Source organism: Chromobacterium subtsugae (assembly GCF_035919665.1).
GTDB classification, from domain to species: domain Bacteria; phylum Pseudomonadota; class Gammaproteobacteria; order Burkholderiales; family Chromobacteriaceae; genus Chromobacterium; species Chromobacterium subtsugae.
In genome coordinates, this window is the sequence record NZ_CP142381.1 from 2,530,590 (window position 1) to 2,549,830 (window position 19,241).

Annotated in this window: 19 protein-coding genes; 2 read left to right on the forward strand and 17 right to left on the reverse strand. The window is 67.9% G+C overall.

Annotated elements, in window-relative coordinates; all coding sequences use genetic code 11:
• Positions 1–14 precede the first annotated feature (14 nt).
• The 17 genes from U6115_RS12230 to gloA2 all read right to left on the reverse strand — a co-directional run bounded on the left by U6115_RS12230 (position 15) and on the right by gloA2 (position 16,679).
• Positions 15–2,348 carry an MMPL family transporter gene (locus U6115_RS12230; RefSeq protein ID WP_043572447.1) on the reverse strand — a complete coding sequence of 778 codons (2,334 nt, stop codon included), beginning with the start codon at positions 2,346–2,348 and terminating at the stop codon, positions 15–17.
• Positions 2,341–2,946 (reverse strand): outer membrane lipoprotein carrier protein LolA, encoded by a 606-nt coding sequence (locus tag U6115_RS12235; RefSeq protein ID WP_043572445.1) that lies wholly within the window; start codon positions 2,944–2,946, stop codon positions 2,341–2,343. The genes U6115_RS12230 and U6115_RS12235 overlap by 8 nt, the downstream gene beginning before the upstream one ends.
• Entirely contained in the window at positions 2,943–3,359 is a 417-nt protein-coding gene (locus U6115_RS12240; RefSeq protein ID WP_043572443.1) for an acyl-CoA thioesterase, read from the reverse strand. The genes U6115_RS12235 and U6115_RS12240 overlap by 4 nt, the downstream gene beginning before the upstream one ends.
• Positions 3,352–4,893: an HAL/PAL/TAL family ammonia-lyase gene (locus U6115_RS12245; RefSeq protein WP_047237109.1), complete on the reverse strand. Its 1,542-nt coding sequence runs from the start codon at positions 4,891–4,893 to the stop codon at positions 3,352–3,354. The genes U6115_RS12240 and U6115_RS12245 overlap by 8 nt, the downstream gene beginning before the upstream one ends.
• On the reverse strand, positions 4,890–5,822 hold the full coding sequence (locus U6115_RS12250) for an LpxL/LpxP family acyltransferase (RefSeq protein WP_043572440.1): 933 nt from the start codon (positions 5,820–5,822) through the stop codon (positions 4,890–4,892). The genes U6115_RS12245 and U6115_RS12250 overlap by 4 nt, the downstream gene beginning before the upstream one ends.
• Positions 5,819–6,553 carry a glycosyltransferase family 2 protein gene (locus U6115_RS12255; protein WP_043572438.1) on the reverse strand — a complete coding sequence of 245 codons (735 nt, stop codon included), beginning with the start codon at positions 6,551–6,553 and terminating at the stop codon, positions 5,819–5,821. The genes U6115_RS12250 and U6115_RS12255 overlap by 4 nt, the downstream gene beginning before the upstream one ends.
• Positions 6,547–8,214 carry an AMP-binding protein gene (locus tag U6115_RS12260; RefSeq protein ID WP_043572436.1) on the reverse strand — a complete coding sequence of 556 codons (1,668 nt, stop codon included), beginning with the start codon at positions 8,212–8,214 and terminating at the stop codon, positions 6,547–6,549. The genes U6115_RS12255 and U6115_RS12260 overlap by 7 nt, the downstream gene beginning before the upstream one ends.
• A complete protein-coding gene (locus U6115_RS12265) occupies positions 8,207–8,755 on the reverse strand; it encodes a COG4648 family protein (RefSeq protein ID WP_043572434.1) in 549 nt (182 codons plus the stop codon). The genes U6115_RS12260 and U6115_RS12265 overlap by 8 nt, the downstream gene beginning before the upstream one ends.
• A 3-nt stretch (positions 8,756–8,758) precedes the next feature.
• On the reverse strand, positions 8,759–9,010 hold the full coding sequence (locus U6115_RS12270; RefSeq protein WP_043572432.1) for an acyl carrier protein: 252 nt from the start codon (positions 9,008–9,010) through the stop codon (positions 8,759–8,761).
• A 20-nt stretch (positions 9,011–9,030) separates the two neighbouring features.
• Complete coding sequence (locus tag U6115_RS12275; RefSeq protein ID WP_043572429.1) at positions 9,031–9,291, reverse strand: phosphopantetheine-binding protein; 261 nt, start codon at positions 9,289–9,291, stop codon at positions 9,031–9,033.
• Positions 9,272–10,054 (reverse strand): lysophospholipid acyltransferase family protein, encoded by a 783-nt coding sequence (locus U6115_RS12280; RefSeq protein ID WP_043572426.1) that lies wholly within the window; start codon positions 10,052–10,054, stop codon positions 9,272–9,274. The genes U6115_RS12275 and U6115_RS12280 overlap by 20 nt, the downstream gene beginning before the upstream one ends.
• Positions 10,047–10,712, reverse strand: coding sequence for a beta-ketoacyl synthase chain length factor (locus U6115_RS12285; protein ID WP_043572620.1), 666 nt, complete (start codon positions 10,710–10,712; stop codon positions 10,047–10,049). The genes U6115_RS12280 and U6115_RS12285 overlap by 8 nt, the downstream gene beginning before the upstream one ends.
• A 242-nt stretch (positions 10,713–10,954) precedes the next feature.
• Complete coding sequence (locus U6115_RS12290; protein WP_043572424.1) at positions 10,955–12,067, reverse strand: PrpF domain-containing protein; 1,113 nt, start codon at positions 12,065–12,067, stop codon at positions 10,955–10,957.
• Positions 12,067–13,290: a multifunctional CCA addition/repair protein gene (locus tag U6115_RS12295; RefSeq protein ID WP_043572422.1), complete on the reverse strand. Its 1,224-nt coding sequence runs from the start codon at positions 13,288–13,290 to the stop codon at positions 12,067–12,069. The genes U6115_RS12290 and U6115_RS12295 overlap by 1 nt, the downstream gene beginning before the upstream one ends.
• Position 13,291: 1 nt before the next feature.
• Positions 13,292–14,251, reverse strand: coding sequence for a complex I NDUFA9 subunit family protein (locus U6115_RS12300; RefSeq protein ID WP_043572420.1), 960 nt, complete (start codon positions 14,249–14,251; stop codon positions 13,292–13,294).
• A gap of 16 nt (positions 14,252–14,267) precedes the next feature.
• Positions 14,268–16,157, reverse strand: coding sequence for a lytic transglycosylase domain-containing protein (locus U6115_RS12305; RefSeq protein ID WP_043572417.1), 1,890 nt, complete (start codon positions 16,155–16,157; stop codon positions 14,268–14,270).
• Between the two features lie 114 nt (positions 16,158–16,271).
• Positions 16,272–16,679: an SMU1112c/YaeR family gloxylase I-like metalloprotein gene (gene gloA2 / locus U6115_RS12310; RefSeq protein ID WP_043572414.1), complete on the reverse strand. Its 408-nt coding sequence runs from the start codon at positions 16,677–16,679 to the stop codon at positions 16,272–16,274.
• A gap of 189 nt (positions 16,680–16,868) precedes the next feature.
• Here gloA2 and U6115_RS12315 point away from each other — a divergent pair, with 189 nt between their 5' ends.
• A complete protein-coding gene (locus tag U6115_RS12315; protein WP_043572412.1) occupies positions 16,869–17,600 on the forward strand; it encodes a redoxin family protein in 732 nt (243 codons plus the stop codon).
• 141 nt (positions 17,601–17,741) lie between these two features.
• Entirely contained in the window at positions 17,742–19,145 is a 1,404-nt protein-coding gene (locus tag U6115_RS12320) for a dihydrolipoyl dehydrogenase (protein WP_043572410.1), read from the forward strand.
• The last annotated feature ends 96 nt before the right edge of the window (positions 19,146–19,241 follow it).

Genomic DNA, 19,241 nt, shown 5'->3' on the forward strand with positions numbered 1-19,241 from the left:
TCGCTTTATTTCTTTTATGTTTTTGGGGTGAATAGGGGGTTGAGCAGCCAGCACAGGCTGATGCCCAGCAGCATGGTCAGGCCGAAGGCGGTGAGCGCCGGGGTGGACGACAGCGCCAGCAGGCCGAATGAGAGCAGGGTGCCGGCCGCGGCCAGCGTCACCGACAGAAAGGCGCGCGGATCGTCGTCGGCCAGCAGGAACACGCCGTAATCAACCCCCATGCCCAGAATCAGCAGCAGGGCCAGGATGGTGAACAGCTGCAGCGGCTGCCCCAGCAGCGCCGACAGCGCCACGGTCAGCAGGCTGGCCAGCAGCGTGGGCAGCAGCGCGCGCCAGGCCTGGCGGCCGAAGCGCCGCCACAGCATGGCCAGCACCAGCAGGTAGCTGGCGGCGATCACCCAGCTCATCAACTGGCGGTAGTGCCGCATCAGGCCGGACACCTCGCCGGCCTTGTCGATGAAGCGGACGCCGGCGGCGGGTTCGGCCTGCCGCGCCAGCAAGGGCAGCATGGACGGGCCGGCCAGGCCGCGCAGCATCACCACGCTGGCGTAGCCCTGGCCGAAGCGGCCCAGCCATTGCGCGCGCAAGGGTTCGGACACCGGCGCGGCCAGCCAGGCCTGCAGCGTCAGCGGCTGGAAGGCGGCGGGCGGCGGCGCGGCGGCGGCAGGCTGGCCCAGGCGGGCGGAGGCCAGCGCCAGCACGCCGCCGGGCGCGAACACCGTTTGTTGCAGCAATCGCCGGTCTGCCAGTTGGCGCGCCTGCGACGGCGCCCAGTCGGAAATCGCCTGCACGCCCTTGAGCTGGCCGGCGGCGATCAGCGGCGCCAGCCGGGTTTTCAGCGCTTCTTCGCGGCGCAGCACCTGCTCCGGGCTATCGCCGCTCACCAGGTAGAATTGCGCCGGGCCGGCCATTTCCATCAGTTCGCCGATGCGGCGCTGGTCCTGCAGCAGGCTTTGCGGCGCGTTTTGCAGCGCGCGGATGTCGTCATTGGTTTTCAGGACGGCGAAGCCGGCCAGCAGCGCGGCGGCCATCGCCAGGCCCAGCAGCAGGCTGAAGCGGTTGCGTCCCCAGCGCGGCCAGCGCCGGCGCCAGCCGCCCAGCGCGCGGGCGAAGCGGTTGAACGGCATCTCGCCGCGGTCGGCGAAGGGCAGGCAGCACAGCGTGGTGACGAAGGCGCCGAACAGGCCGGTCACGGAAAACACCGCCATCTGCCGCAGCCCGGGGAAGGGAGCCAGCGCCAGCAGCGCGTAGCCGATGGCGGTGGTGGCGAAGGCCAGCCACATGGTGGCGCGCTGGCCGCGCAGCATCGCCCAGCGCTCGCCGGCCGGCTTGCCCAGCCGATAGGCGTAGTAATTGTTGCCGTAGTTTTCCGCCACGCCGATCAGGCTGGCGCCGAACACCAGGGTGATCAGGTGCAGCTTGCCGAATAGCAGCGAGGTGAGCGAAATGGCGCAGCCTAGGCCGGCGGCGATGGACAGCGTCACTAGGATGCGCGGGCGAATGCCGCTGAAGGCCAGCACCGTCAGCAGCAGAATGCCCAGCAAGGAACCCAGTCCTATGGTGTGGACTTCGCGCTCGGCGGCGCTGGCGGCGAAGGCGGCGAACAGCGGCACGCCGCCCTGGATGATCTGGGCATGCGGGACCGCCTGGCGGGCGGCGGCCTCGGCTTGGCGCAGCGCCGGCAGCATCGCCTGCTGCGCCGCCACCGAGAACGCCGGGCCTTGCTGCTCCAGCATGATCAGCGCGTACTGCATGTCGGCGCCGGACAGCGACAAGCGCTCGTCCCGCACTCGCACCCGGCTTTGCGCGGCGCGCTCGCCCAGCCATTGGCCGTAGACATTCAGCGGGTCGTCCTGCCAGCGTCCCAGCCTGGGCATGCCCATTGGCTGGAACAAGGCGGCGGCGGCCTGTTCCGCCAGCGCGGCGGGCGCGGTTTGCCGCAGTTGCCGGCGGGTATCGTCGCCGAGCAGCTGGCCGCGGTAGGCGGCGTAGAAGTCCAGCCAGTTGTCGCTTTCCTGCGCGCCCACCCGGTAGCGCGGCGCCAGCGGCTGGCCGGAGGCGCGGATGGCGGCGGCGTAGGCGTCGCCGGCGCGGCGGGCGTCGGCCCAGTCACGCGCGCCCACCAGCACCACCACGCGGCGCGCGGCGGCGTCTGCCAACTGGCGGGTGGCGTCCTGCGCCGCCTGGTCCTGGCGGTTTTGCGGCAGCATCGCCAGGATGTCGGTTTCCAGCCGCGCGTGGCCGCCCAGCCACAGCCAGCCGTTATGGCCGGCCACGGCCAGCAGGATGGCCAGCCAGACGGCGGCCAGCCAGCGTTGCGGACGGCTGGATCCCAGATGCTCAGTCAAAGCGCGCCTCTTCCTCGCCGCTCAGCTTGGCGGGCATGGGGTTCTGGCCGCTGAACATGATGCGGGTGACGTCGCCGTTGGCTTCGTCCATGCGGATGGCGCGCACGTATTGGTCGCCGGACAGCTCCACTTTTTGCATCACGCGGGCGAGCGCGCTCTGGCGCGGCGTCAGCGTCAGCTGCCAGGCGCGGCCGGACAGCTTGCCGTCGATGCGGAAATAGCCGTCCAGCGCTTTCAGGTTGCCGCCCAGCAACGCGAACATCAGCTCGTTGATGGTGCGCACGGTGGGCTCTTTGGCCGCGCTCAGCTGAAATGACACTGAGCCGTTCTGGGTGGCGACGATCTCGCCGCGGGTCAGCCTGAGCTTGCTGGCGAAGGGCTGGCGGGTATCCCACAGCACGCCTTTCTCGCGCGACACCAGGAAAGCGCCGCTGGAGCGCAGCGGCTTGGCGAAGCCGGCGATCTCCTTGCTTTGCTCGAACGCGCCGCGCAGCACGGCCGGCTGCGCCAGCTTGCGGGTGATGTCGGCGATCAGATCGCCGGCGGCGGCGGTCAGCGGCAGCAGCGCGAGGCCGGCCAGCAGGACGAGTTTCTTCACGGCGCGGGCACTCCCAGTTTTTCCCACAGCACCGGCGGGCACAGGTAGAGCATTTCCTGGCTGGCGATGTCCACCGCCACCTGCACGGTGTAGGCCTTGTTGATCTTGTGGCCGGTGGCGGCGTCGCGGATCAGGTATTCGATCTTCAGCCGGCACTCCCATTCGACGATGCGGGCCTCGATGCTGACCTTTTGGCCGAAGCGGATGGATTGCACATATTTGAGCCGCATGTCGACGATGGGCCAGATATAGCCGGAGTCGCGCATCTGCGGGTAGTTGTAGCCGTATTTCTCCAGCAGCGCGCAGCGGGCGATTTCCAGGTATTTGACGTAGTTGCCGTGCCAGACCACGTCCATCGGGTCGAGGTCGTGGAAGGCCGGGTCCAGCGCTATGGCGTGCGACAGATCAGGCATACAGGCTCCAGGCTTGCGCGCGGATGGCGGCGAGCAATTGCTGCAGCTCGCGGTCCAGCGCGCGGTCTTCGGCGATGCGCGGAATGCGCGCGGCCAGGTCCCGCTGCATCCGCTCCAGCGCGGGGCTCAGCGACAGCTCGGCGATTTCGCCGCGCAGCTCCACGCCCTGGCGCGCGGTGATCAGCAAGGCAGCCAGCACCTGTTCGGTCAGCTCCAGCACGCGCAGCGCGTCGCGGGCGGCAATGGTGCCCATGCTGACCTTGTCCTGGTTGTGGCATTCGGTGGAGCGCGAGAACACCGACGCCGGCATGGTCTGCTTCAGCGCTTCGGCGGTCCAGGCCGATACGCTGATCTGCAGCGCCTTCAGGCCGTGGTTGATAGGCGCGCGCTCCGGGCTGGCGCCGCTGAGGTTGCGCGGCAGGCCGTTGTTGTAGCGGGTGTCCACCAGCAGCGCCATCTGGCGGTCCATCAGGTCGGCCAGATTGGCCACCGCGTTTTTCAGGCTGTCCATCGCGAAGGCGATGTGGCCGCCGTAGAAGTGGCCGCCGTGCAGCACGCGCTCTTCGTCGGCGTCGATGATGGGGTTGTCGTTGGCGCTGTTCAGCTCGTTTTCGATCAGGCCGCGCAGGAAGGGCAGCGCGTCTTCCAGCACGCCGATCACATGGGGCGCGCAGCGCAGCGAGTAGCGGTCCTGCAGCCGGCTGTCGTTGCGGCTGGGGCGCGGGGCTTCCAGGTCGGCGCGGATGCGCGCGGCGATGCGTTGCTGGCCGGGGTGGGGTTTGACGGCGAACAGCGCTTCGTCGAAATGGTGGGCGTTGCCCGCGGCGGCGGCCACGTTCATCGCGGTCAGGCGCGAGCACAGGCGCGAGGCGTAGTCGGCGCGCGGCCAGGCCAGGCAGGCCAGCGCGGTCATCACCGCGGTGCCGTTCATGATGGCCAGGCCTTCCTTGGGGCGCAGCCGCAGCGGCGCGAGGCCGGCGGCCTTCAGCGCGTCGGCGGCGGCGCAGCGCTCGCCGCGGTGCGTCACTTCGCGCTCGCCGCACAGCGCGGCGGCGACGTAGGACAGCGGGGTCAGGTCACCGCTGGCGCCGACCGAGCCTTCGGCTGGAATCAGCGGCAGGATGTCGTGCTTGAGCAGCGCGGCCAGCTGGCGCAGCAGCGCCAGGCTGACGCCGGAGACGCCGCGGCACAGCGAGGCCAGCCGGGTCGCCAGCACCGCGCGGGTTTCGACCGCGTCGAGAAAGCGGCCGGCGCCGCAGCCGTGGTAGGTGTACAGGTGGTGCGGCAGTTCTTGCACCAGGGCGGGCGGAATCTCCACGGTGCAGGAGTCGCCGTAGCCGGTGGTGACGCCGTAGACCACGCCGTCTTCGGCCAGCAGCTGGTCGATGAAGCGGCTGCCTTTTTCGATGCGCTCGCAGAACGCCGGGTCATCGGACAGCCGCGCCTGCTTGGCGCCGATGGCGATGGCGTGGATGTCGTCCAGCGACAGCCAGGAGCCGTCGAATATTACAGAGTCTTGATGCTTGGGGGTCATGATTTGGATTTCTGATCCCAGAACGGGAAAAAATTGAACCAGTCGTAGGGCGAGGCGGCCAGCAGGCGGGCCAGTTCGCCGGAAAAACGCGCGGCGTATTCGCCGATCACTGCTTCGCGGTTTTGCCGCGGCAGGCGGATGGACTCGGCCAGCGGCACGAATTGCAAGTGGTAGCCGGCGCCCTGGCGCAGGCAAGCCATCAGGTAGAGCGGGCAGCGCAGCAGGTGGGCCAGCAGATAGGGGCCGCAGGGGAACGGCGCCGGTTCGCCCAGAAACGGCACGCTCACCGTGCGGTCGCCGCTGACCGGCACGCGGTCGCCGGCGATGGCCACCACCTCGCCGGCGGCGATTCTCTGTTCCAGCAGCACGGCGGTGGCGGCGTTGACCTCGGTCACCTCCAGCAGCCGCACCGACTGCTGCGGATTGAGCCGGTCGAGCAGCGCGTTGAAACGCTGGGCGTGGCGGGTGTGCACCAGCACGTTGACCACCACGTCGGGCGAGCGGTCGGCCAGCGCGCGGCACAGTTCCAGGCAGCCGAGATGGGCGGTGACGATCAAGACGCCGCGCCGCTGGCGCAGGCCGTCGATGATGACGTCGGCGCCGCTGATCGCCACCCGGTCGGCCGGGTAGTGGCCGGCGGTGGCAAGCAGCTTGTCCAGCATGGTGTCGGCGAAGCGCAGCAGATGGCGGAAGGTGTCGCGCGCGCCGGGCTGGCGGCCCAGCGCGCCGCAGTGCCGCTCCAGCCGGCGCAGGTATTGCAGCGAGGCCGCGCGCGCCGGCGCGCATGCCAGCCAGTAGCAGGCCACCACCGGCAGCAGGCACAGGCGGAACAGGCGGCGCCCCAGCAGGCGGTGAACCCAGAACAGCAGCACGATGCCGGCGACGAAAGTGTTTTCGCCGATGCCGGCCCAATGGCGGGCCGGCTTCATCGCGCCGCCTTGCGGGCCAGCAGCAGGGGCAGCCGCGGCAGCATGCCGAAGAACAGCTTGGCGTGCATGCGGCTGATGCGCAGATTGTCGCGCCACAGCTGGAAGTGCGACACGCCGTCCAGCGGGTAGCTGACGCGGGTGGGCAGGTTGACGATGCGCATGCCGCGCCAGCTCAGCCGGACCAGCACTTCCACGTCGAAATCCATCCGCAGGCCCAGCCGCGCCTGGTCGAACAGCGGCACCGTCGCCGCCAGCGGGTAGACGCGGAAGCCGCACATCGCGTCGGCGATCTGCAGCGACAGCGTGTTGATCCATACCCAGACATGGGTGGCGTAGCGGCCGTAGCGGCGGCTTTTGGGCGCGTTTTCGTCGTACAGCGGGCAGCCGCAGATCAAGGCTTGCGGCTGGGCGCGGGCCAACTCCAGGAAGCGCGGGATGTCGCGGCTGTCGTGCTGGCCGTCGGCGTCTATCTGCAGCGCGTGGCTGTAGCCCAGCTCGCGCGCGGCGCGCAGCCCGGCGATCATGGCGCCGCCCTTGCCGCGGTTTTCCGGCAGCCGCACCAGCCGCACGTGTTCGTCGGCGGCGGTCAGCGCGTCCAGCACCGCGGCGCAGTCGGCGTCGCTGCCGTCATCCACCAGCACGCAAGGCAGCGCTTGCGCGCGCAAGGAGGCCACCACGCTGCCCACCGCGCCTCCGTGGTTGTATACCGGCACTACCGCGCAGATCAGCATGCCGGGGCTCCGAAGCGCAGCTTGCCGCTGGCGTGGGGCTCGCCGTCGGAATCGTAGGCGAAGCTGACGCTGCGCTTGTCAATGTCGTAGCGCAGCTCCAGCCGCACCGTGCTGTCCGGCGCGATGATGCGCTGGAATTTCAGATTGTCCATGCCGCTGAAGCCGGTCAGATCGAACAGCTCGCGGGCGAGGCGCACGCTCCAGTCCAGCTGGGTGACGCCGGGCAGCAGCGGGAAGCCGGGGAAGTGGCCGGCGAAGTCCGGCAGCGCGGCGGCGGCTTCTATCGACAGCAGCGCGTAGCCGGCGTCGCGTCGCAGCAGCGTGACGTGGGGGCGGCGGGCCTCGAACCAAGACAACAGCTGCGCCTGGGTGGTCTTGCCCTGCGCGTTGACCGGCAGGCGGAAGCCGTAGCGCCAGCGCCGCGGCAGGCCTTCCGGGATCACGCTGCGCTTCAGTTCGGCGATCAGGCGGGCGGCGAATTCGCGCCGGCCGAGCGCGGCCAGTCGCTCCCAGCCCGCGGCGTTGGGCACCGCGGCCACGCCCAGCGTGTCGCGGGAGCCGGGCAGCAGCACCAGGCGCACGGCGTCGAACAGGCCGCTGGCCAACAGAGCGGCCTCCACGCTGTCCAGCGACACGCGCTTCTCTTCCAGCTTGATGATGCGGTCGGCGCGGCCGAGCAGGACAAAGCCCTCGCCCTGCGGCGCCGCCTTGTCGCGGGTCTGATGCCAGCCGTCATCGTCCAGATGGGGCGAGCGGATGGCCAGCAGGCCGTCGTCCAGGCGCACTTGCACGCCGGGCAGCGGCTGCCACGGCTGGGCGGCGTCGGTCTGGCGGCGGCGCCAGGCGATGCCGCCGGTCTCGGTGCTGCCGAAGATTTCGCACGGCGCTTGTCCCAGCGTCGCCAGGCTGTTGGCCAGCGCGGCGTCGTCCAGCGGCCCGCCGGAGGAAAACGCGGCGGCCAGCTTGCCGGCTGCGCTTGTCCAGTCGAGGCTGGCCGGCAGGCGTTTCAGGTGGGCCGGGCTGCTGACCAACAGGCAGGGCTCGTTTGCCAGCGCCTGCAGCAGGTTTTCCGGGAAGGTCTGGCGCCGGCAGGCGAAGGGGCGGCCGACGGCCAGCGGCCACAGCACGCGGAACAGCAGGCCGTAGATGTGCTGATGGGAAACGGTGGCTTCCACCAGGCAGCCGGCGGGCAGCGCCTCGTCCCACAGCCGCGACAAGATGGCGGTTTCCGCCGCCAGCTGGCGCAGGCCTTTGTCTATCGCCTGCGGCTCGCCGGTGGAGCCGGAGGTGAACAGCTGCAGCCGGCAGCCGTCTTCGGACAGCTCGCCGAAATCGGCGTCGGCGTCGGCGTCGGCCGGCTGCGCATCCAGCAGCATGCCGCGTTCGGCCAGCGCGGCGCGGGTGGCCGGCAGGTCGTCGGCGGGCAGGCAGACGGTTTTGCCCGCGTGCCAGGCGCCGAACAGGGCGGCGGCGAACTCGAAGCTGTCGTCCAGATGGATGGCCACTACGTGCTGGCGCGTGCGCAGCAGGCCGGCGCGCCAGCGCGCGGCGCGTTGGCGGAAATCGGCGAAGCTGTAATGCCGCTGGCCGTCGCGGGCGACGGGGTGGCCTGCGCCGCGGCCGACGGCCAGCAGTCGCGAAAGGGGAATGAAATCAGCCATGAGTGGTATTGCGGGATTTGACGCGCTGGCGCACCAGCCATTCGCCGCCGAACAGCGCGCCCATCAGCAGATAGGAAATGCAACCGTTGTAGGCGGTCCAGACGGCGTTGTCGGCCCAGAGCGCGGTAGCCAGCGACAGGCTGCCGTTGACGATGAAAAAGCCGCACCAGACCTGGGTGACGGCGCGGGTGTAGCGTATGGCGCGCGCGTCCAGCTCCGGCTCGGTCAGCCGCGCCAGCCGTTCGATCAGCGGCGGGCCGAAGCGCAGGCTGCCGGCGAACATCGCCAGCAGGACGGCATTGACCAGCAAGGGGTAGAGCTTCAGCGGCAGCAAACCGTTGCCCAGCATGCTGAACGCCGCCAGCAGCAGCGTGGCGGCGGCGGCCCAGTACCAGACCGCCTGGCGCGTGCTGAGCGCGCGCAGCAGGGCGATGCCGACCAGCACGCCCGCCAGCAGGCGCGGCTCCACCCGTCCCTGGCCGAAATAGATCAGGAAGGGGTAGCTCAGGGTCAGCAGGCTGGCCAGCGCGGTGGCGGGCATCGCTCAGTCGTTTTCCTGCATCAGGCCGTGGAGGGCGTCCACTACGTCTTGCAGCGTGCGCACCGACTTGAACACGTCCGGCTGCAGGCGTTTGCCCACCAGCGGACGGAACTGGACGATCAGGTCCACGGCGTCGATGCTGTCGATGTCCAGGTCTTCGCGCAGGCGCGCTTCCGGGTGGATGGCGTCGGCTTCGATTTCAAAAGTGTCCTGCAGCACAGCGCTCAGGCGCGCGAAGAGTTCGTCTTTGGTCATGGCGGTCTCCGGAAGTGGGGTTACAGCTTGCGCGCGCTGGCGACGAAGCCGGCCAGGCTGGCGATGCTGGCGAAATGGCGGCGGGTTTCCTCGCCGTCCGGGGACAGGGTGATGCCGTAGCGCTTCTGCAGCGCGAGGCCCAGCTCCAGCGCGTCGATGGAGTCCAGGCCCAGGCCGTCGCCGAACAGCGGGGCGTCGGCGACGATGTCGTCGGGGGTGATGTCTTCCAGATTCAAGGAGGTGATCAACAGGTTTTTGATCTCAAGTTCCAGGGTTTGCATGAAGGCTCGATGTCGTAAGGTAAAAGTCGTGCAGGAAACGGGTCAGTTTGCGGGCAGCCATGGCTTCGCTCTGCCCCTCGAGAAACGGCGCGACCGGCAGGTCGTCCAGCACCTCGATGGTGAAATGCATCGGCCGCGGCGGAATCCGCCACCAGGGCACGCCCTTGGCCAGGCTGCGCGGTTCGCAGCGGATGGACACGGGGGTGATGGCGCGGCGGCCGCGGACGGCGATATTGGCGGCGCCGCGCTGCAATGTGAAGCGGCCGTCCAGCGGCGTGCGGGTGCCTTCCGGGAAGATCACCAGATTGTTGCCGTCGTGGACGGAGTGAATGCAGTCCTCGATCAGCCCTTCGCTGGAATCGTTGCAAATGTAGCCGGAGGCGCGCACCGGGCCGCGGGTGAACGGATTGCGCGCCAGCGACGACTTGACGATGCAGTCGGCATTTGGTAGCAGCGAAATCAGGAATACCACGTCTATCAGCGTGGGGTGGTTGGCCAGGATCAGCAGGCCGGGGCGCCGCAGTTTTTCGGCGCCGACGATGCGGTAGCGGAGAATGCCCAGCGCGCGCATCAATTGAATGAAGGCCGCGAAGCTTATCTGGACCACGCGCCGCGACAAGGCGATGCGGCGCGCCGGGCGGCGCACCAGCAGCATCAGCAGCGGAAAGACGATCAGCGAGAACAGCACGCCGCCCAGTCCGAACACGGAGAAGGCGATGGCGGTGGCCATCAGGCGCCACAAATAATTGCAGCGTTCAGCCATGTCGGGCCCAATGCCAGTCGCGTTGGCCGCAATGGTGGGTATGCTGCCGGGCAGCGCTGTTCAGGAACGGCCACAGCCCTTGGCTGTCGGCGTCGCCGCTGGCAGGCGCGCTTTCCAGGCTGAAGCGCGGGCCGCTGTCGGCCAGGCGCAGCCGGCATGCCCAGGCGATGAGCGGCGGCTGAGCCGGCGCGGCGTCTTGGTATGGCGCGGGAAGCGGGGCGTCGTAAACCACCAGCCGCACAGCCGGCGCGCCGTCGACCAGCATGGCCAATGCTTCGCAGCAGGCCGCCTCCACGGTTTCTTCGGCGGCGGCGATCGCCGTGTACTGTCCGGCATGGCCGGACAATATGCCGTGCAGCGCGCCGATGGCGTTGTGCACCGACAGGCTGAACTGGGTGGGGGAGAGCGACTCGCCCTGGCTGAGTTGCTGCAACAGTTCGATGGAGCGGGACATGTCGCCGAAGCGCGATGCGAATACCAAGGGAATGTCGTCGCCGCCGTCGCCCAGGCCGAACGCGCCATGCATGGCAGCCTTGCACAGCGGGCTCATGCGCCGCCGCTGCATGGCGGGGACCGGCTCCAGCGGCGGGTGGCTGGTCTGGCCGTCGACATCCGGGGCCGGAGGCCAGCTGATCAGGCTGTCGATTGTGAAATGCAAAGCGGATGACATCGGGCGTTCGGTTTTCCATTCGGACTGCGCGGCAGCCGATTTTGTTGCATAGATGATAGTTAGGGCCGAAATTTTACAATTTTAAATAAAAAAAATGAACAGGAACTGCGGGCTTATTTCTTTGTCACGCCGGGCGGCGGGGGAGGGGGCTTGATTTTCGGGGGCTTTCAGGCAAGAGAGCATCCCGCCTGGCGTGGCGGAAATGGTCAATTCACGTCAATGGCATGGACTCAGGCTGGCGGGATGTAGACCTCGCCGCGCATCAGCGGCCTGGCGGTGCGCGTCATCACCACCTCGCTGACCGACCACCCCAACTCCGCGCGGCCCAGCACCGCTTCCAGCGTCTGCTTGCCGCTGGCGTGGCTGAAAGTGAGCGGCATGCCTCGCACCGCGCCGCCGGCCAGCTCCGCCGGCAGGGTGCCGTCGACCGCGCAGGCGCAGGCCAGCGCGATGGCGCCGGTGCCGGAATAGGCATGATGCACCCTGTCCATCGACAATAGCCGCGCGTTGAGCTGGCATTCGGCATCGGCGGCGGCGGACAGGAAGCTGATTCTGGGAAAGGCCGGCCGCTCGCGTTCGGCGGCGAAGATGTCTTCGGCCAGCCCCATCGCCACTGCGGCGGTGGCGCGGGCCAGCTCCAGCCGGCGCAGCGTGGCCAGCGGCATCGGTCCGGCCGGCTCGCGCCCGCTCAGGCCGAAGTCGCGCGCCCGCACGAACACGGTAGGGTTGCCGGCGTCCACCAGCGTGGCCTCGATGTGGCTGCCGTCGGGCAGTTTGAGCTCGTCCATCAGCCGGCCGGACGGGAACAGCTCGCCCGAGCTGACGCCGCAGGGGTCGAGGAAGCGCAGCCGGATCGGCGCGCCGGGGAAGGACACGCCGTCGATGAAGAAGTCGCCCTGCCACACCGGCTGGCCGTCGAAGACTTCCAGCTCGGCCAGGATGCGCTTGCCGACATTGGCTTGCCAGATGGCGATGGTGGCGACGCCGTCCGCGGGACGCGCCATGTTTTCCAGCATGGCGAACAGCGGCGCGGCGGCGCTGAGGTTGCCGCAGTTGCCGGACCAGTCGATGCGCGCGTCGGCGATGGAGGCGTGGCCGAACAGGCAGTCGATGTCGCAATCGTCGCGGCGCGAGGGGCTGAGTATCATCACCTTGCTGCTGCTGGCCAGCCCGGTGCCCAGCCCATCCATCTGCAGGCCGTAGGGATCGGGGCTGCCGAGGGCGCGCAGCAGCATGGCTTCCCATTGCTCGGTGTCTTCCGGCAGCGAGTCGGCGCGGATGAACAGCCCCTTGCTGGTGCCGCCGCGCATCAGCATGGCCGGCAGGCGGTAAAGCGCATCCATCAGCGGTCCTCCCATTGCTCCTTGCAGTCGGCGATGACGGCGGTGCGGGCCGCATCCAGCGTGGCGGGAATCGCGGCCTTGTCGCTGCAGCCGGCGGCTATGGCGCCGGCATCAATTTGCAGCGTAGCAGCCAGCAGTCTCTCGAGGTAGTCCTTTTGCGGGTAGGCCGCGGTTTCGAAATGCAGCCTGCCGCGCGCGTCGGCGAGGCAGGCGTCCAGCATCTGGCGGAAGCGGTCGGGCCGGCGCAGGGCGTCGCTGTCCTTGAACAGCCGCAGCACGGTGGCGGGCCGCAACTCCTGCGCCTGATGCACCTTGGTGTGGTTGACCATGGTGATGTGGGCGAGGTCGCGGCAGTCGCTGGGCACGCGCAGGCGGCGGCACAGTTCGGCCAGCGGCCGGGTGCCGTTGATCTCGTGGCCGATATGCCGCGGCAGCACCTCGGGCGGCGTCAGCGCCTTGCCCAGGTCGTGGCCGAGCGCGGCGAAGCGCACCGCCAGCGGGTAGCCGGCGGCGGCCGCGTAATCGAGCACCCGCATGGTGTGGTCGCCGCAATCGATTTCCGGGTGGTAGTCGGCGCGCTGCGGCACGCCGAACAGGGCATCCACTTCCGGCAGCACGCGCGCGAGCGCGCCGCATTCTCGCAGCGTCAGCAGCATCCGCGAAGGCTTGTCTTCCATCAAGCCCTTGGCCAGTTCCTGCCATACCCGCTCGGCCACCAGGGCATCGGCTTCGCCGCTGTCCACCATTTGCCGCATCAGCGCCATGGTTTCCGGCGCGACGGCGAAATCGAAGCGGGCGGCGAAGCGCGCCAGCCGCAAAATGCGCACCGGGTCCTCGGCGAAGGCGTCGCTGACGTGGCGCAGAATGCCGGCCTTCAGATCGGCCTGGCCGTCATAGGGATCGATCAGGCTGCCGTCGCCGGCTTCGGCGATGGCGTTGATGGTGAGGTCGCGCCGCGCCAGGTCTTGCTCCAGCGTCACGCCGCTATCGGTGTGGAATACGAAGCCGTGGTAGCCCTTGGCTATCTTGCGCTCGGTGCGGGCCAGCGCGTACTCCTCCTGCGTTTGCGGGTGCAGGAATACCGGAAAGTCCTTGCCGACCGGGCGGAAACCCTGGTCCAGCATCTGCTGCGGCGTGGCGCCCACCACCACCCAGTCGCGGTCCTTGACCGGCAGGCCCAGCAGGCGGTCGCGGACCGCGCCGCCGACGATATAAATGTCCATCTTAACGCGCAGCCTTTTCCCGGTAGCGGGAGACGATATGATTGCCGTCGCGGCCTGATAGCCAGGCGGGCGCCAGCGCCGACAGCGGGGTGGGCGCGAAGCCCAGCGGCCCGGACGGAAAGGGATGCTCGCTGATATTGTCCCAACGCAGCGAACGGACATTGTCGCGGCTCATCAGCGTGGGGCCGGGCAGCCGTTCCATCAGGCCGGCCTGCAGCATGGCCAGGCTGTCAGGCAGCCCGATGACCGGACGGGAATGGCCGCTGCAGCGGCCGGCCAGTCTGGCCAGCTCTGCCAGCGTGTAAATCTCGGGTCCGGCCAGGTCCAGCTTGCGGCGCAGGGTTTGCGGCCGGCCGAGGCTGGCGCACACCGCCCGCGCCACGTCTTCCACCCATACTGGCGCCATCTTGCTGGCGGCGCCGGCCAGCGGCAGCAAGGGCAACCGTTTCTGCAGCGCGGCGAACAGATTGAGGAAGGCGTCGTCGCGGCCGAACACTACCGAGGGGCGCAGAATGGTCCAGTCCAGCCCGCTGCCTTCCACCGCCAGCTCGCCCAATGCCTTGGTCTGCAGGTAATCGCTTGGGGCATCCTGGGCCGCGCCCAGCGCGCTGACATGCACCAGGCGCGGCACGCGCTGGCGGCGGCAGGCTTCGACTATGGCTTCGGGCAGGCGCGCGTGGTTTTTTTCGAACTGGGCGCGGCTGCCGTGCAGGATGCCGACCATGCTGACTACCGCGTCGTGGCCGGCGATCAGCGCCTCCAGCTGCGCGGGGTCGTGAATGTCGGCGTTCACCAGCCGCGCCGACGGCAGCACCAGGAATTCCGGCAGCGCGGTTTTGCGGCTGGCCACGGTGATGCGGTGGCCGTCCCCGGCCAGCCGCGCCGCCAGATGGCGGCCGATGAATCCGCTGCCGCCTATCAGGCAGATCTTTTGCGGGAGTGGGGCAATTGTCTGGTTCATCACGGTTGGTTCCGGTTCAGCGCGGAGGGATCATGCCCATGCGGTTTTTCAGCGAGATATTGGCGTGGCCGAAGGTGCTGGAGTAGTAGGCGGCGCTGGCCATCACTTTTTGCACGTAATCGCGGGTTTCGCTGAACGGTATGGTTTCGGCATAGATGGTGCCGTCCAGCGCGCGGTTGGTCTGCCAGTTGCGGGCGCGGCTGGGGCCAGCGTTGTAGGCGGCGGTGGCCATCACCTGATTGCCGGACAGGTTGTCCAGCACGTAGCGCAGATACCAGGTGCCCAGCTGGACATTTGTGTCGATGTCGTTGACGGCGAAATGGGTGAGGCCGATTTTCTTGGCCGCCCACTTGGCGGTGGCCGGCATCAGCTGCATCAGGCCGGAGGCGCCGACGCCGGAGCGCGCCATGGTGATGAAGCGGCTTTCCTGGCGGATCAGGCCGTAGACCCAGGCGTCGTCGATGTCGAGCTGGCGCGCGTACTTCTGGGTGATGTCGCGGTAGGGCGTCAGGTAGCGCAGCGAGAAGTCATGCTCTTCCTTGGTGCGCTCGGCGCTGTAGATGGCCATGTCGTAAAAGCCTTCCTTGCGGGCGATTTCCGCCGCGGCCAGCAGTTCCATATCGTTGCGGCCGCGCATTGCCCAGCGCCATTCGCGCTGCGCGTCGGTGCGGAATTCGGGCTTGGTGTAGATTTCGGCCACCGACAGCAAGGCCAGCGAGCGGCGAATGGCGGGGTCCTGCTTCATCCGCGCGACATCGTCGGCGCTGGGCATGGTTTTATTGGTGGAGGCGGACAGCGAATTGCCCAGTTCCTCCAGCGACAGCAGCGCGTAGTAGTTATGGCCGACGCTGGCCTGGCTGAACAGCGGCGCGGCCAGCGCCGGCTTGCCCTGCTGCTGCAGCGAGCGTCCCAGCCAGTAGCGCCACGCCGGGCGCGCCGCGACCGCCGCCGGCATCCGGCGGATGATGCCGTCCAGCTGCGTCCATTGCTCCAGGCGCAGCGCCGAGCGCGCCCACCATTCCCATTGGTCGGCGGTGAGCTGGCGCGGATCGGCCTTGTCGAACCATTGCAGAGCTTGGGCGGACAGCTGCTTGCGCGCCGACAGCAGCGCCAACTGCCCCCAGCCGAAGCCGCTGCGGTCGGCGTCGATATTGCCTTCCAGACGGGACAGGCTGGCGGCGGCGCCGTCCAAGTCGGTTTTCGCTTTGCGCTCGATTTCCAGCAGCGCGGCTTCCTGGCCGCCCGGAGTGGACAAATTGGCGTTGGCCGGCTTGTTGAGCGCGGCGTTGTCCAGCGGCAGCTGGGTGTCGGCGGCCAACTGGCGCGCCTGGCTGACGAAGTTGCCGGCCAGCAGCAGGCGGGCGCGGCGCCACAGCCAGTCCTGGTTGATCAGTCCGCGGGCGTACGCGCCTTCGATCAGGCGGTTGCAGCCGTCCGGGACCGGCTTGCCCTCCAGGAAGCGGTCGAGGTTGTCGGGCTTCTGCCCCTGGTACAGCCCCATCAGTTGGCCATAACAGCTGGACTCCTCGTCGCGGCCTTCCTCCGGCAGCTTTTTCCATTCGGCGGCGAAAGCGGTCCAGTTTTCGCGCATCCCCAGCTTCTTCACCCATTCGTTGCGTATCCGCTCCGGCATCAGGCCTTCCGGCACCTGTTCGAGAAAGCGCGTCACCTGGGCGTCGTCGTTTTTTTCCAGCGCCTTCCAGGCCAGCCAGTAGGAAGGGTAATCCTTCAGCGGATAGCTGTCCGGCAGGCTGCCGCCCAGGCTGGCCAGCCTGCCCAGTTCATTGGCGCGGAAGGCGTCGCGGGCCGCCAGCAGGGTGTCGTCGGCGCCCGCGTGCGCGGAGGCCGCGGTGCCGAGGGCGACCAGCAAGCCTGCCAGGAGGGCAGGCGTGTTAGAGATATTCATAAGCATTCCGTTTTCGGGTGGATTGCCGCCGGCGCGGCGCTGGCGCCGGCGGTTCGATAATTCACTATGACAGCCAATGGCGAAATATGAAGGCGGGCGCGCCCGGCATGTTGGTCATGTCGGGCGGTCGGCATGCGCCGCCTGGTAAAACTCTATCGGCAAGCGGTCCGGGTCGGCGCAAAAGAAGAAACGCGAGCCGGTGTATTCGTCCAGGCGGATCGCTTCCGCCTCTACCCCCTGGGCCAGCAAGTGCGCGCGGGCCGCGTCTATGTCCGGGCAGGCGAAAGCCAGGTGGCGCAGCCCGCAGGCCTCGGGCCGGGTGGGGCGCGCCGGCGTTTGCGGGAAGCTGAACAGTTCGATCTGGCTGCCGTCGGGCAGGACCAGGTCCAGTTTCCACGACTGCCGGTCGGCGCGCCAGTTCTCCGCCACGATGGGCAGGGCGAGAACGCGGTGGTAGAAGTCGCGCGAGCGCGCATAGTCGGAGGCGATGATGGCGAGATGATGCAGGCCGCTGATATGCATGGTCGTTGAACGAGGCAGTTGCCGGATGCCGGCATTTTAACGTCGCGGGCGGCGGGCTGCCCAGCGCGGGGCGGGGGCATTGAAAAAGACAATCAAAAATCTTGCAACAATCAATTAGACCTTTTTGGCACTGGCTATCAGAATGCATTCATCGATAGCAAACAACCAACACCCCACAAGGAGCTGACCATGCTGCAAAATCGTGAAGGCCAACGCGTACCGAACGTCACTTTCCGCATCCGCGAAAACAACGAGTGGAAAAACGTGAGCACCGCCGAACTGTTCGACGGCAAGACCATCGCCCTGTTCTCGCTGCCGGGCGCTTTCACCCCGACTTGCTCGTCCACCCACCTGCCGCGCTTCAACGAACTGGCGCCGGCATTCTACGCCAACGGCGTCGACGCCATCCTGTGCGTGTCGGTCAACGACACCTTCGTGATGAACGAGTGGGCCAAGGACCAGGAAGCCGCCAACATCGTGATGATACCCGATGGCAACGCCGATTTCACCGAAGGCATGGGCATGCTGGTGGACAAGGCCGATCTGGGCTTCGGCAAGCGCAGCTGGCGCTACGCGATGCTGGTGAAGGACGGCGTGGTGCAGAAGATGTTCATCGAGCCGCAAGAGCCGGGCGATCCGTTCAAGGTGTCCGACGCCGACACCATGCTGAACTACATCAACCCCAACGCCAAGAAGCCCGACCAGGTCGTGGTGTTCACCAAGGTGGGCTGCCCGCACTGCGCCCGCGCCAAGGCCGTGTTGGCCGAAAACGGCTACGACTTCGTCGAAGTGCCGCTGGACAACAAGATCCGCGGCAAGGCGCTGGGCGCGGTGTCTGGCAAGATGACCGCTCCGCAAGTGTTCATCAACGGCGAACTGATCGGCTCGGCAGACGAAGTGGAAAAGCGCTTCGCCAAGTAAGGTGTTCGTTTCCGGCGGCTCGGGCCCTGACGCCGCCGGTTCTTTTGGGCCGGTACTCCTGCCGGCCGCCTTTTTTGCCGGGATGCGGGACGCCATGCGTGCGTGGCGTGCCGCATCCCTGCCAGATACAAGGATAAAACCATGAAAACCATCCATATCGACGTAGCCGTCATCGGCGCCGGCACCGCCGGCCTCGCCGCCTACCGCGCCGCCAAGGCCGGCGGCGCTTCCGCCATCGTGATCGAGGGCGGGCCTTACGGCACCACCTGCGCCCGCGTCGGCTGCATGCCGTCCAAGCTGCTGATCGCCGCCGCCGAGGCCGCCCACCATGCGAGCCATGCCGATATGTTCGGCGTGCATGTGGATGGCGAGGTGCGCATCGACGGCCGCGAAGTGATGGCTCGCGTCAAGAGCGAGCGCGACCGCTTCGTCGGCTTCGTGGTGCGAAGCGTGGATGGCATTCCGGCCGAGGACAAGCTGCGCGGCTATGCCCGCTTCATCGACAACACCACCTTGCAGGTGGACGAGCATACCTTGGTACAGGCCAAGCGCGTGGTGATCGCCACCGGTTCGTCGCCGGTGATTCCGCCGCCGTTTCAGGCCTTCGGCGACCGCCTGATCATCAACGATGACGTGTTCGATTGGGAAGACCTGCCGCAAAGCGTGGCGGTGTTCGGCCCCGGCGTCATCGGCCTGGAGCTTGGACAGGCGCTGTCGCGTTTGGGCGTGAAGGTGAAGGTATTCGGCGCCCGCGGCGGCGTGGGACCCTTGAGCGATCCGGCGGTGCGCGACTATGCGCGCCAGGCGCTGGGCAACGAGTTTTACCTGGACCCGGACGCCAAGGTGCTGGAAATGGCCAATGATGGCGACGCGGCGCGGATCCGCTATGTGAGCCTGGACGGCGCGGAGGTGGAGGAGCGCTTCGATTATGTGCTGGCCGCCACCGGCCGCGCCCCCAATGTGCGCGGCCTCGGTCTGGAGAATACCAGCGTGCTGCTGGATGCCCGCGGCGTGCCGATGTTCGACCCGGAAACGCTGCTGTGCGTCGGCGCGCCGGTCTTCATCGCCGGCGACGCCAACGATATCCTGCCCTTGCTGCATGAGGCGGCCGACGAAGGCGCTACCGCCGGCGGCAATGCTGCGTCTTACCCGCAATTGACGGCTGGATTGCGCCGTTCGCCTATCGCGGTGGTGTTTTCGGATCCGCAGATGATGATGGTGGGCCGCCGTTTCGCCGATCTGGCCGACGAGGGTTTCGTGGCGGGCGAGGTCAGCTTCGAGGACCAGGGGCGCAGCCGGGTGATGGGGATCAACAAAGGCCTGTTGCACGTATACGCGGACAAGGAAACCGGCCGCTTCCTGGGAGCCGAGATGATAGGCCCGCGGGCGGAGAATCTGGCGCATCTATTGGCCTGGAGCCATCAGCAACAGCTGACGGTGGCGCAAATGCTGCAAATGCCTTTCTATCACCCGGTGATAGAAGAAGGCTTGCGCACCGCTCTGCGCGACGCGAAGGCGAAGCTGGATGCGATAGCGCTTGCCTAAGTGAGGCCGCAGTGGCTATGAATATTCCATAAGCATCGCGCTTGGAGTAATTCATGTCCTTCGCCGCCCAGAGCGGGGCTGGAGCCCCGTCCCGAA

Bases quoted from the DNA above. Each gene is read 5' to 3' on its own strand.
- U6115_RS12240 (WP_043572443.1), bottom strand. From the start codon at position 3,359: ATGCCTGATCTGTCGCACGCCATAGCGCTGGACCCGGCCTTCCACGAC.
- U6115_RS12245 (WP_047237109.1), bottom strand. From the start codon at position 4,893: ATGACCCCCAAGCATCAAGACTCTGTAATATTCGACGGCTCCTGGCTG.
- U6115_RS12250 (WP_043572440.1), bottom strand. From the start codon at position 5,822: ATGAAGCCGGCCCGCCATTGGGCCGGCATCGGCGAAAACACTTTCGTC.
- U6115_RS12255 (WP_043572438.1), bottom strand. From the start codon at position 6,553: ATGCTGATCTGCGCGGTAGTGCCGGTATACAACCACGGAGGCGCGGTG.
- U6115_RS12260 (WP_043572436.1), bottom strand. From the start codon at position 8,214: ATGGCTGATTTCATTCCCCTTTCGCGACTGCTGGCCGTCGGCCGCGGC.
- U6115_RS12265 (WP_043572434.1), bottom strand. From the start codon at position 8,755: ATGCCCGCCACCGCGCTGGCCAGCCTGCTGACCCTGAGCTACCCCTTC.
- U6115_RS12270 (WP_043572432.1), bottom strand. From the start codon at position 9,010: ATGACCAAAGACGAACTCTTCGCGCGCCTGAGCGCTGTGCTGCAGGAC.
- U6115_RS12275 (WP_043572429.1), bottom strand. From the start codon at position 9,291: ATGCAAACCCTGGAACTTGAGATCAAAAACCTGTTGATCACCTCCTTG.
- U6115_RS12280 (WP_043572426.1), bottom strand. From the start codon at position 10,054: ATGGCTGAACGCTGCAATTATTTGTGGCGCCTGATGGCCACCGCCATC.
- U6115_RS12290 (WP_043572424.1), bottom strand. From the start codon at position 12,067: ATGGATGCGCTTTACCGCCTGCCGGCCATGCTGATGCGCGGCGGCACC.
- U6115_RS12295 (WP_043572422.1), bottom strand. From the start codon at position 13,290: ATGGACATTTATATCGTCGGCGGCGCGGTCCGCGACCGCCTGCTGGGC.
- U6115_RS12300 (WP_043572420.1), bottom strand. From the start codon at position 14,251: ATGAACCAGACAATTGCCCCACTCCCGCAAAAGATCTGCCTGATAGGC.
- U6115_RS12305 (WP_043572417.1), bottom strand. From the start codon at position 16,157: ATGAATATCTCTAACACGCCTGCCCTCCTGGCAGGCTTGCTGGTCGCC.
- gloA2 (WP_043572414.1), bottom strand. From the start codon at position 16,679: ATGCATATCAGCGGCCTGCATCATCTCGCCATCATCGCCTCCGACTAT.
- U6115_RS12315 (WP_043572412.1), top strand. From the start codon at position 16,869: ATGCTGCAAAATCGTGAAGGCCAACGCGTACCGAACGTCACTTTCCGC.
- U6115_RS12320 (WP_043572410.1), top strand. From the start codon at position 17,742: ATGAAAACCATCCATATCGACGTAGCCGTCATCGGCGCCGGCACCGCC.